At 37.1% G+C, this 11,853-nt stretch carries 6 protein-coding genes and 1 pseudogene; 4 read left to right on the forward strand and 3 right to left on the reverse strand.

Annotation, left to right across the window (positions count from 1 at the left end; all coding sequences use genetic code 11):
• Positions 1-17: 17 nt before the first annotated feature.
• Positions 18-1,538: an alpha/beta hydrolase-fold protein gene (locus LZ575_RS22965; protein WP_255702706.1), complete on the forward strand. Its 1,521-nt coding sequence runs from the start codon at positions 18-20 to the stop codon at positions 1,536-1,538.
• Positions 1,539-1,626: 88 nt separating this feature from the next.
• Positions 1,627-2,742 (forward strand): alpha/beta hydrolase-fold protein, encoded by a 1,116-nt coding sequence (locus LZ575_RS18945; protein ID WP_235326528.1) that lies wholly within the window; start codon positions 1,627-1,629, stop codon positions 2,740-2,742.
• A 162-nt stretch (positions 2,743-2,904) separates the two neighbouring features.
• Here the strand turns inward: LZ575_RS18945 and LZ575_RS18950 are convergent, their stop codons facing one another.
• The 3 genes from LZ575_RS18950 to LZ575_RS18960 are packed head-to-tail and all read right to left on the reverse strand — an operon-like array spanning position 2,905 to position 7,720.
• Positions 2,905-4,917, reverse strand: coding sequence for an ATP-binding protein (locus LZ575_RS18950; protein WP_235326530.1), 2,013 nt, complete (start codon positions 4,915-4,917; stop codon positions 2,905-2,907).
• Positions 4,918-4,925: 8 nt separating this feature from the next.
• A complete protein-coding gene (locus LZ575_RS18955) occupies positions 4,926-6,986 on the reverse strand; it encodes a two-component regulator propeller domain-containing protein (RefSeq protein ID WP_235326532.1) in 2,061 nt (686 codons plus the stop codon).
• A gap of 44 nt (positions 6,987-7,030) precedes the next feature.
• Positions 7,031-7,720 (reverse strand): NrtR DNA-binding winged helix domain-containing protein, encoded by a 690-nt coding sequence (locus LZ575_RS18960; protein ID WP_235326534.1) that lies wholly within the window; start codon positions 7,718-7,720, stop codon positions 7,031-7,033.
• A 178-nt stretch (positions 7,721-7,898) separates the two neighbouring features.
• Here LZ575_RS18960 and LZ575_RS18965 point away from each other — a divergent pair.
• Together LZ575_RS18965 and LZ575_RS18970 are read left to right on the forward strand one after the other, a co-directional pair.
• Positions 7,899-9,438 (forward strand): annotated as a pseudogene (locus LZ575_RS18965) (alpha-N-arabinofuranosidase).
• 6 nt (positions 9,439-9,444) lie between these two features.
• Positions 9,445-11,835 carry a glycoside hydrolase family 127 protein gene (locus tag LZ575_RS18970; protein ID WP_235326536.1) on the forward strand — a complete coding sequence of 797 codons (2,391 nt, stop codon included), beginning with the start codon at positions 9,445-9,447 and terminating at the stop codon, positions 11,833-11,835.
• Positions 11,836-11,853: the final 18 nt, after the last annotated feature.

Genomic DNA, 11,853 nt, shown 5'->3' on the forward strand with positions numbered 1-11,853 from the left:
TTTCTCACCAGATAAGATTGAAGCCTTTAGCCTGGTTTGAGCAGGAGTTACTGACCGACCTGATTCCTTATGTTGAGAAGAATTACCCGGTGCTGAAGGATCGTGAAAAGAGGGCAATTGCAGGCCTTTCCATGGGTGGAGGACAATCCCTGAACTTTGGGTTGGGAAATCTGGATAAATTTGCCTGGGTAGGAGCTTTTTCGGCCGCACCCAACACTAAACAACCGGAGTTGCTTATCCCTAACCCCGGGGAAGCCGAAGAAAAATTGAAACTGCTCTTTATTTCCTGTGGAGATAAAGACAATCTTCTTTATATCAGCCAACGTACGCATGATTTCCTTTTCCAGCAGAATATTCCACATGTTTACTATTTGGAGCCAGGTGGACACGATTTTAAAGTTTGGAAAAGTGGTTTGTATATGTTTAGCCAGTTTCTGTTTAAACCAGTAGATAAATCGACCTTCTCAAAATATACAGTACTGGGAACTCCGGCTACCACAAATATCCGTAACGCAGCCTATCCTCAAATTCTTCCGGATAATCGTGTGATCTTCAAAGTGAATGCTCCGGAAGCAAAAAAAGTACAGATTGATCTCGGCCGTAAATATGACATGGAAAAAGACAGCACCGGAACGTGGATGGTTACTACCGATTCCATAGGACGTGGATTTCACTATTATTCTTTAGTTATTGATGGGGTATCTGTAGCCGATCCCGCCAGTGAAACTTTTTATGGTATGGGTCGTATGGCTAGCGGAATTGAAATTCCTAACAGGGAGGGAGATTTTTACTCCTTAAAAGAAGTGCCGCATGGAGATCTTCGCAGCAAACGATATTTTTCTAATGTAACAAACACCTGGCGCAGAATGCTCATTTACACCCCTCCAGGGTATGATACCTCTGTAAATGAAAAATATCCTGTTCTATACCTGTTACACGGTGGTGGTGAGGACGAACGTGGCTGGTCAAGCCAGGGGCGTGCGGACCTGATTCTTGATAATCTTATAGCCGAAAATACTGCAAAACCAATGCTGGTGGTAATGATGGATGGCAACCTGGGTTCCCGTGAATCCTTTGGTCAATCTCTTCAGGCTTTCGAGCAGGAGTTGAAGCAGGCAGTCATTCCTTTCGTAGAGAAAAATTATCGTGTGGCACCGGGGTCAGAAAACCGGGCTTTGGCAGGACTATCAATGGGAGGGCTTCAAACCCTTTATGCAGGCATTCATAATACCGATATGTTTGGCTATTTAGGTGTTTTTAGCTCGGGTTGGTTTGCTAACAATCAGGAGCTGTCCCAACCGGAATACGCATTTATGAAGGAGAATGCATCAAAGATTAATAGCAATCTTAAATCTTTCTGGATTGCTATGGGTGGTGAAGAAGATATAGCTTTTAATAATAACAAGGCTATGATGGCCAAATTTGACGAGTTGGGAATAGATTACAAATACAGTGAATATCCCGGCGGACATACCTGGCTTAGTTTGGCGCCACAACCTGTTCTCCTTTGCCCCACTGCTGTTCAGGTAAGAAATTGATGCGGTCCTTATTCTAAGCAATGGATGCAGAATTCAAACTATTAATCATTATTAAATTTTATGAATAACCACTAAATAAACCTGAATTATGAAAAATTCTAAGACAATATTCTTTCTGGCATTAACTTTTTTATTCCAGCTTGGTGTTGCACAAGAGCAACAGGGGAGCAAGGAAGATCAATTTGAACCATCTCCTGTAAATCAGCCGGGCAGGGAATATCCCATGGTTAACGCTAAGGGGCAGGTACGTGCGCAAATAATTGCCCCGGAAGCCAAAAAGGTTCAGCTGGACATTGGCGGGGTTAAATATGATATGGTAAAAGATGATAAGGGTGTATGGACTGGTGAGTCCGCTCCTCAGGATGAAGGGTTTCATTATTATCAGTTAAACATAGATGGTGCTTCTGTGCCAGATCCGGGTAGTTTATTTTTCTTTGGAGCAAATCGGTGGGGGAGTGGAATTGATGTACCAGCACGTGATCAGGAAATTTATGAACTTAAAAATGTACCCCATGGCGCTGTTGAAAAAATCCTGTTTCCTTCAGAAAGCACGAATACTTCCCGTACGGCTTATGTTTATACTCCGCCCGGGTATCATAAAAATCCTAAAAAAAGATACCCTGTTTTATACCTGCAGCATGGTTATGGAGAAAATGAAACTTCATGGCCTAACCAGGGTAAAGCCAATCTTATTATGGACAACCTTCTCTCAGATGGAAAAGCAGAACCTTTTATTATTGTCATGACTTATGGGATGACCAATGAAATTGAATTTGGAGGTTTGAGAGACTTTGATATTAAACCATTTCAAACTGTATTGGTAGATGAATTAATTCCTTATATAGATGATAATTTCAGAACAAAGGCCAATAAGGAAAATAGAGCAATGGCAGGTTTATCGATGGGAGCTTTTGAAACCAAACTTATCACTCTTAACAAGCCGGAGGTATTTTCCAGTTATGCCTTGTTTAGCGGAGGCACCTATAATCCGGAAGAACTTAAAGGAAGAACCAAACCCGATTTAATATTTATTAGCACCGGAAGCAAAGAAAGACCTGATGCTGTAAAAACAGCAGTTTCTGAATTAAAGAAAGCTAGTTTTAATGCGGTTTCATATGTTTCTGAAGGAACAGCACACGAGTTCCAAACCTGGCGTCGTAGCTTATACCAGCTTGCCCCATTGTTATTTAAAACTCAGAAGTAAAGAACTATTATTTTCTGTAAAGTAAATTCTATTTGGTGTTTATATCCAAATAAAACGTCGGTTTTAAAATTTTGAGAATTTTATATTTTGAAATGAAGTTACATTAAACTTTAGAGGCGGGTTCTTTCACTAAAACCCGCCACCTGGAGCTTGTATTAATAACTAATTTTGTGTTTGTTTTTCCCTATAATTCTTGGGAGGCATTCCGTATAAATCTTTAAATTTTGTTGAAAATTTTGAGGTACTGGAAAAACCAACAGCATAGGCTATTTCAGCAATATTTATTTTTTTGGAAATCAATAGATCGGCTGCCTGCTTCAATCGTATATTGGTTATAAGCTCTCCGGCAGATTGATTGGTGAATTGTTTTAATTTACGATAAAGATGTACCCTGCTTATTCCCAATTCCGAAGCTACCATTTCCACGCTTAAATCCGGATTGCTTATATTTTTATTTACAACATCCATAAATTTATTTAATAAAGCGTCATCTCCCGATTTTACATCTACCTGTTTAATTTTATCCTCCTGTAACTGGTTACCGGAATAGGTGTTTTTTAATAAAGTCCTGTTTTTGATTAAATTCTTAACGGTCTTCTTGAGGATATCTATATTAAAAGGTTTATTGAGGTAAGCATCTGCACCCATATCAAGCCCTTCCAAATTAGTTTCCTTATCGGTTTTTCCGGTTAAGAGAATTACGGGGATATGATTGGTGTTAATATTTTTTTTGACTTTTCGGGTTAAGGTGATCCCATCCATTTCCGGCATTACCACATCACTAATGATCAAATCGGGTAAGTTTTTTACCACCTCGGGAAAGGCTAATTTTCCATTAGACTTCTTTATGATGTTGTAATGGCTAAGCAATTCTGCAGCAATATAATTTCGTGTATCGCTGTCATCATCCACAATAAGAATGGTGGGTTTATTTCTTTCCGGAGTTATTTCCTTAAGCTCATCTGTTACATAGGCTGAGGTTATTGGCAGTGTTTCGGTTTTAGTGGCAACTGCCGAGGTAGGTTCTAAAATTATTTCCTGTTTGTCAAGGTGGGCTTTCCCCAGCGGTGCAGTAACTATAAATTTACAACCTTTTTGATCTTCATTGTTTTCTGCCTTAACTGTTCCGTGGTGTAACTCGGCTATAGTTTTTGTAAGGTGTAGACCAATACCCGTTCCTTCAAACTGTCTACTCTTATTATTTGAAACCTGGTAGAAACGATTAAAGATATTGCCTAATTCACTTTCTTTGATACCTATTCCATTATCTCTAACACTAATGTAGAATTTATCTTCTTTCTCAAGCCGTCCAATATTCACTTCAACTGTGCCTTTTTGTGGAGTAAATTTTATAGCATTAGAAATTAAATTTTGAATTATTTTATCAAAATGGTTAGGATCTATATAAGCCATTAAATTTGTATCGGGATGATTGAGCTTAAACTGTATCTCGCGGCTTTCAATCTGGTCTTCAAAAAGGGATATAATAGAATTAACAAAGCTCACTATTTCTGTTTCCTGATACTTTAATTCAATCTTACCCTGGTCAAACTTCCTCGCATTAATTAGTTGGTTTAGGAGATGAAGGATTCTTTCGGAGTTTCGCTCCATAATTTTATAGAGCTTTTGACGCTCTTCCTCCTTGTCTTTCCTCATTAATTTCCTTAATGGATTTATTATTAGGGATATCGGAGTTTTTAAGTCGTGGGAAATATTTGTAAGAAACTGAAGTTTAGCTTCATTAATTTGTTCTGCCCGCAGGTGTTCCTGCAACTCCATTTTCGTTTTTCGCCTCTGTAAGATTTGCTGGATTATTACAATAGCAATAATGACAAAAAGCACCAGGTACATAATTCTCGCCCAGGTAGTAAAATACCAGGGTGGGTAGATAATTATGGTGAGTTCCTGCTCATCATAAAATTCTCCATAATCCTTAGCTCTAACTTTAAATTCATATGTTCCCGGTACAAGATTGTTAAATGTTACAGTATTTAATCCGGGTCTTAATTTTATCCAATTTTCTGAATTTAAAGAATAGGTATAGGTTATCCAGTCCTGATTCTTAAACGTAAATGATGAAAATTCAATGCTAAAATCGTTGTCCTTGTGAGATAGCTTAATTGTATCTGCTTCAATAATTGCCTCGTCAATAATAGAATATGGTCCCGATTTCATTCCTTTTTTTACTTGTCCTGAAGGTAAAACCCGGTAATTCGAAGATCCACATCACTATCTTTTGATGTTATTTCTGAAGGATCAAAAAAGGTTACACCATTGGTGCTGCCAAAGAACAAGCGGCCATTCTCCCCGGCATAAGAAGCATTTTTATTAAATTCATTTCCCTGAAGCCCATCGCGGAAATAGTAGTTTTTGAATTCTTTTGACTGAAGTTCAAATTTTGAGATCCCATTATTGGTACTTATCCATAAATTGTTGTTGGAATCTTTTTCAATTGCTGATATTACGTCACTGGGAAGCCCATCCTCGGTAGTGTAAATTTCCGTTATGGTGTCTTTATATGGTTTATAAAGTAAGCCTTCAGAAGTGCCAATCCATAAATTAAATTTTTCGTCTTCGTACAGGCTGTAAACAATTTTATTATTTAATATATGATTTTTTCCCTCCCCGTCCAGAAAAGTATTTTCTTCAAGATCTAAAATTGAAAGACCATCATAGGTACCTATATAAAGTTTATTGTCTGACGATAGTAAGAGGGTATTAATCCATCTATTATGTAATCTGTCATAAGCGGTTCCTCCTTCAATTACATTATGATTTTGGGCTGTTTTAGTTTTGAGATCATAGGAATAAAGTCCAAATCCCAGGGAACCTATCCAGAGATTTTTTTGGCCATCTTCAATAATGCTGTAAACTCTTTCTACAGTATTCTCCTGCTCGTCCTTTAGATTCTCAATAAACTGTAATTCCCTCTTTTTCCTGTCAAGTTTTGCTAAGCCATTTAAATAAGTTCCTATCCATAAATCATTTTCTGAGTCTTGATAAATACTCATTATGCTGGCAGAACTTCGACTACCATTGCTGTCTAAATGAAACTCCTGATTATTTAAATTGGTGATGCCGTATAACCCATCCCCATCAGTACCTACCCATAAAACATCCTGATTATCTTTAAATACTGATATTACACTATTAGAACCTATTATGTTCTTATTTAAAGATTGGTAACCTATATATCCAAAATTATTTGTTTTATCAGGTATTAGTAAAGCTCCTTTTTGATAGATCCCCAACCAAAGATTATTTGCTTCATCCTGTATAACCGAGTGGATTTTTGTTTTAGTAAAGTCAAAATTAGCAATGCTAAAATCGTTTAAACTCATTTTATTCTTAACGGGATCATAGATCTTTAAACCCATCCCATCGGTACCCACCAATATTTCATTATTATCAGTGACGAAAAGTGATTTTACCGGGAGGTTTTCAGAGTCTTCTATGATAATAAATTTTTGCTTCCCCCGGTCGTATTTAAATAAACCTTTGGTTAAACTCCCAACATAGAGATCGCCTTTTTCATCTTCAGCAATACTCGAGATGTTTGTCTCGTACTCGTTCTCATGGAAATATTCGTGAATTTTATTGTTTTTCGTGATCTTAAATAGTCCTCTATCCTGGCTAAGTGCCCAGAGGTTTTCATGGGAATCTTCAAATATACCTGTCAAATAAGAGCTGGGGACCATTTTTGGGAATTTGCGGGCCACAAGTTTCCCATTGCTCTCCAATAATTTAAATATTCCCTGACCGGATGAGCTAATTAATATTTCCCCATTTTTCCTCTCGGTCATAGAAGTGACGTGAGCAGGATAGGGGGTGTTGTCCTCTGTTAATAAAGAGATCTCGTGGAATTGTTCAGTAGCATGGTCAAAATATTGCAAGCCGTTAAAAAAACCAAAATAGAGCCCTCCTTTACTATCCTGAAAAACAGACTTTACATAATTATTTAAAATGGAAGTAGAATCCTTATTTTTCTGCTTGAAAATAGTAAATTTTGCTCCGTCATATCTATCCAAACCATCTTCAGTTGCAATCCAGATATATCCCTTGTCATCCTGGTAGATTTGATTTATTAAACTACTGGAAAGTTCTCCATCTGTAGAAAAAAGATTTCCTACCTGGCAATAGGTAGCAATTGGTATGAGACAAATAAAAGCAGATAATAGGGTGGACCTTTTTAAATGAGTTATTTTAATGATAATTTCTTTCATATAGAAGGTATAAATTACCATTTTTTCTCATTATTTTTTGATAAAAGTGTCTTTAAATTCTCCTCTTATAGTTTAAAAGAAAAACCTTCTTCTACCTTTTCTTTATATTTCGTAGCATCAAACTTGTAAAGAAAAGAACCCTTTCTCGAAGAATTCATGTCTTTTTCTTTCAGTTTTATTAAAATATCCAGGGCTTTTGTTTTATTTATAAAATTTCGTTTATCCAGTTCTTCTCCTAAAATTGATTCGTACAATTTTTGAAGTTGTCGCATAGTAAATTTTTCAGGCAACAGTTCAAAACCTATTGGCTTTTTGGAGGTTTTATAGCGCAATCGCGCAATAGCTTTGCTAATCATTTGGGAATGATCAAATATTAATTCTGGAAGCTCAGTAACGCTAAACCATTTGGCCGAGTGTTTGTCAATTAAGGTTTTATCGTGTTTTTTAATATTAATAAGAGCAAAATATGCAACCGAGATAGTTCTTTCCGCCGGATCCCTGTCAATTTCACTAAAGGCGTATAGCTGTTCCATGTAGATTTGTTCAAAGCCCGTCAATTGAAAGAGAATTCTATTGGCTGCCATATTAAGATCTTCATTATTTTTTAAAAAACCTCCCATTAATGACCATTTCCCTTTTTCAGGTTCAAAATTTCTTTTGATAAGAAGGATTTTAAGATCTTCCTCATCAAAACCGAAAATAATACAATCTACTGCCAGTAGAACTTTGTCTTCTGATTGATATTTATAAATCATGCTGCATTTTATTAAAATTTAGAAGTAAGTGCACTGCTAATATTGGGGATAAATTAAAAAATTTAAAAATATGTTAATTAAAATTGTTTTACACATCTAAATTTAATTATATTTGGAAATGTACAATTAACACTTAAGGTCTGTAAATATATTTAATTTTAATCTTAACAATAAGGATATGAAGGTAAAAATTTTATTAGTTCTAATGCTTGGATGTATTTTTAGCATTAATGCTCAGGATACTAAAATAGTTTTTAAGCCTTCTGAAAGTGCTCCAAAAATTAGTAAACATATTTACGGCCACTTCGCTGAACATCTTGGAAGATCTATTTATGATGGTTTTTATGTGGGAGATACGAGTGCGATCCCTAATAAAGATGGCGTTAGGACAGATATCATAGAAGCTTTAAAGGCGATAAAAATACCTAATCTAAGATGGCCCGGAGGATGCTTCGCCGATACTTATCAATGGAAAGACGGGATAGGACCACCGGAGGAAAGACCTACAATGGTAAATGCCTGGTGGGGTGGGGTGACAGAGGATAATAGCTTTGGAACCCACAATTTCTTAAATCTATGTGAAGAATTGGGGGCTGAGCCTTTTATTTCTGCCAATGTAGGAAGTGGAACAGTAGAAGATTTTATGGATTGGTTACAATACACCAATCATTCCGAAGGAAGTCCAATGGCAAAATTGAGGAAAGAAAATGGCAGAGAAGAGCCGTGGGATGTGAAATTTTGGGGAATTGGAAACGAGATGTGGGGATGCGGAGGAAATATGACTGCGGAATATTATGCGAATATTTATAAGCAGTATGCCACTTTCATGACCAGCTGGGAAAATGAGAACAATCTTTATAGGATTGCTGCAGGAGCATCAGGTGGTGATTACCATTGGACCGAAGTTTTAATGCGGGAGGTTCCAAAGTCTTTAATAGAAGCAGTGGGATTACATCATTATGCGGTGATTGACTGGGAAAACAAAGGATCTGCCACAGGATATGATGAGGAGATTTACTTCAGAAGTATGGAAGAAGCTCTAAAAATGGAAGAGTTTGTGGAAAAGCATTCCGAAGTAATGGATAAATATGATCCCGATAATACAATAGATCTTGTGGTAGATGAGTGGGGAGGTTGGTACAACGTTGAAGAAGGAACCAATCCCGGATTTCTTTATCAGCAAAATACGATGAGAGATGCTATGATTGCGGGTGCCACTTTAAACATCTTTAATAATTATAGTGAAAGGGTGAAAATGGCCAATATTGCACAAACGGTAAATGTTTTACAGGCTGTTGTGCTCACAGACGGAGAGAAAATGCTCCTCACGCCTACCTATCATGTCTTTAAGATGTACACAGTACATCACGATGCACAGTTATTGCTTAGTTGATTTTGATTCGCCAATGTACACTTTTAAAGGTGAATCAATACCCGCGATCTCTGTTTCAGCTTCTAAAAATGAGGCAGGAAAAACCAATATTAGTTTGGTGAACATTGATGCTAAAAAGGAACATAAACTTGAGATCGATCTGGAAGGGCTGAATGTAAAAGATATTGCAGGACAAATCCTGAGATCAGGAAAAATTCAGGACCACAATACTTTTGATAATCCCGATAAAATCAACATCAGCGAATTTAAAGATTTTAAGCTAAGAAAAGGAAAGCTGGAAATAAGCCTGCCACCGTTTTCTGTAGTGGTGTTATCCTCTAAATAATTCTCTATGAAATTATTCTTTGCTGATATTCGGACAAATCTTCTAAGTCTAATTGTTTTTCTTGCTACTTCAGTTATGCTGGGGCAGCAGTCGAAATTGGAAACTTTTAAGCTTGAGGATGTCAGCCTGGAAGATGGGCCTTTTCGCAATGCGATGTTGGTGGATCTAAATTATATTCTGGAATTAAACCCTGATAAACTTTTAGCCCCTTTTTTACGTGAAGCCGGATTAAAACCAAAAGCAGAAAATTATACCAACTGGGAAAACTCAGGATTAGATGGGCACATTGGCGGTCATTATTTAACAGCCCTTGCCCAAATGCAGGCTTCTGCGGGTAGTAAAAAGGCTGATTCCCTGCTTACCTATAGTTTAGGGGAATTAAAAAGAGTGCAGGAGGCCAATGGGAACGGTTATATTGGAGGCGTTCCCGGTAGTAAAAAACTATGGGATGAAATTGAGAACGGAACTATTGATGCAGCCAGTTTTAGCCTGAATGGGAAATGGGTTCCCCTATACAATATTCATAAGACCTACGCGGGACTAAGGGATGTTTATCAAATTACCGGGAATTCCAGTGCCAAAAAAATGCTGATAAAGTTTTCTGACTGGATGCTTGGAGTTACCAAACATCTTTCTGAGGAACAAATGCAAAAAATATTGGTTTCGGAACATGGAGGCTTAAATGAAATTTTTGCCGATGTAGCAAAAATTACTAGCGAGAACAAATACCTGGAGCTGGCATATAAGTTTTCCCATCAAAAATTACTGAATCCATTAGCTTCCAACAGTGATATCCTTAATGGAATGCATGCCAATACCCAAATCCCAAAAGTGATTGGCTTCGAAACTATTGCTGAATTAGATAACAATAAAGATTATCACGATGCAGCAACTTATTTTTGGGATAATGTTGTCAATAAACGTTCAGTTGCCATAGGGGGAAACAGTGTAAGAGAGCATTTTCATCCCGAAAACGATTTCTCTGAAATGATTTCCAGCGTACAGGGTCCTGAAACCTGCAACACCTACAATATGCTGAAGCTGAGCGAAAAATTGTTCCTCTCAAATGCCGATGAAAAATATATAGATTATTATGAAGGGGCTTTATACAATCACATCCTTTCTTCGCAACATCCGGAAAAGGGAGGTTTTGTTTATTTTACCCCAATGCAACCGGGTCATTACCGGGTTTATTCCCAGCCACAAACTAGCTTTTGGTGCTGTGTGGGATCGGGTATAGAAAATCATGGGAAATACAATGAATTCATTTATACGCACTCAAAAAATGAGTTGTATGTAAATCTATTTATCCCCTCAACTTTAACCTGGGAGGAAATGGGGATTAAACTTTATCAAATAACCAATTTTCCCAAAGAAGAAGCAACGAGTTTTAAAATAGAAACCCAAAAGCCTCAAAATTTCACGCTAAAGATCAGGTATCCTTCCTGGGTAGAAAAAGGTGAGTTCAAAATTTTTATTAATGATGAGCTTTTTCCGGTAAATCAGGAACCAGGCTCTTACGTAAGTATTGAACGTAACTGGAAAAACGGAGACAGGATAAAGGCAGAATTGCCAATGCAGATTACTGCAGAAAAATTACCCGACGGATCGAATTATGCTGCATTAAAATACGGTCCTGTTGTATTGGGAACAAAAACCGGAAATGAGGATCAAAAAGGAGTTTTTGCTGATGACAGTCGCGGCGGACATATTGCAGAAGGCCCACAGATTCCAATTTCAGCCATGCTTATTTTTTTAACTAATGATCTGGAAGATCTGGTGAAAAAGGTAAAAAAGAAAAATGCTGAAGACCTTAGTTTTTCAGTAAATGAAGTTATTTATCCTGAAAAATTTAAGGAACTGGAGTTTATTCCTTTTTATAATATTCACGAGTCACGGTATGCCATTTATCTACCCTTGGAAACCAGTAAAAGCTATAAGGAAAAGCAGGAAGAATTAAAAAAACTGGAAATTGCTGAACGAAAACTGCAATCCCGTACTATAGACAGGGTAGTTCCCGGAGAGCAACAACCAGAATCTGATCATTTTATTAAGAGTAAGAATTCTAATACGGGCGTTCATCAAAATCGTCATTGGCGGGATGCAACAGGCTGGTTTAGCTACGAGTTGAAAAACAGGGATCATAATGCTGAAAAGCTTCAAATCACCTACTACGGAAAAGATTCAGGTCGTCAATTTTCCATTTATATTAATGAGAAGATCCTGGCAGAGGAAAATTTTCAGGGAGAAGAAGGAGACCTATTTTTTTCAAAGGAATATAAATTACCAGAAGATTTGGATCATAAGGATAGGGAGAAGATTATCATACGCTTTGAGGCTAATCCCGGCTCCAGAACTGCAGGTATTTATGATGTAAGACTATTGAAAAAACAGTAAAATTTCAGAATTTAAAAT

Origin of the sequence: Antarcticibacterium sp. 1MA-6-2, from assembly GCF_021535135.1 — a bacterium.
In the GTDB taxonomy this organism is placed as follows: domain Bacteria; phylum Bacteroidota; class Bacteroidia; order Flavobacteriales; family Flavobacteriaceae; genus Gillisia.

Bases quoted from the DNA above. Each gene is read 5' to 3' on its own strand.
- LZ575_RS18945 (WP_235326528.1), top strand. From the start codon at position 1,627: ATGAAAAATTCTAAGACAATATTCTTTCTGGCATTAACTTTTTTATTC.
- LZ575_RS18950 (WP_235326530.1), bottom strand. From the start codon at position 4,917: ATGAAATCGGGACCATATTCTATTATTGACGAGGCAATTATTGAAGCA.
- LZ575_RS18955 (WP_235326532.1), bottom strand. From the start codon at position 6,986: ATGGTAATTTATACCTTCTATATGAAAGAAATTATCATTAAAATAACT.
- LZ575_RS18960 (WP_235326534.1), bottom strand. From the start codon at position 7,720: ATGATTTATAAATATCAATCAGAAGACAAAGTTCTACTGGCAGTAGAT.
- LZ575_RS18970 (WP_235326536.1), top strand. From the start codon at position 9,445: ATGAAATTATTCTTTGCTGATATTCGGACAAATCTTCTAAGTCTAATT.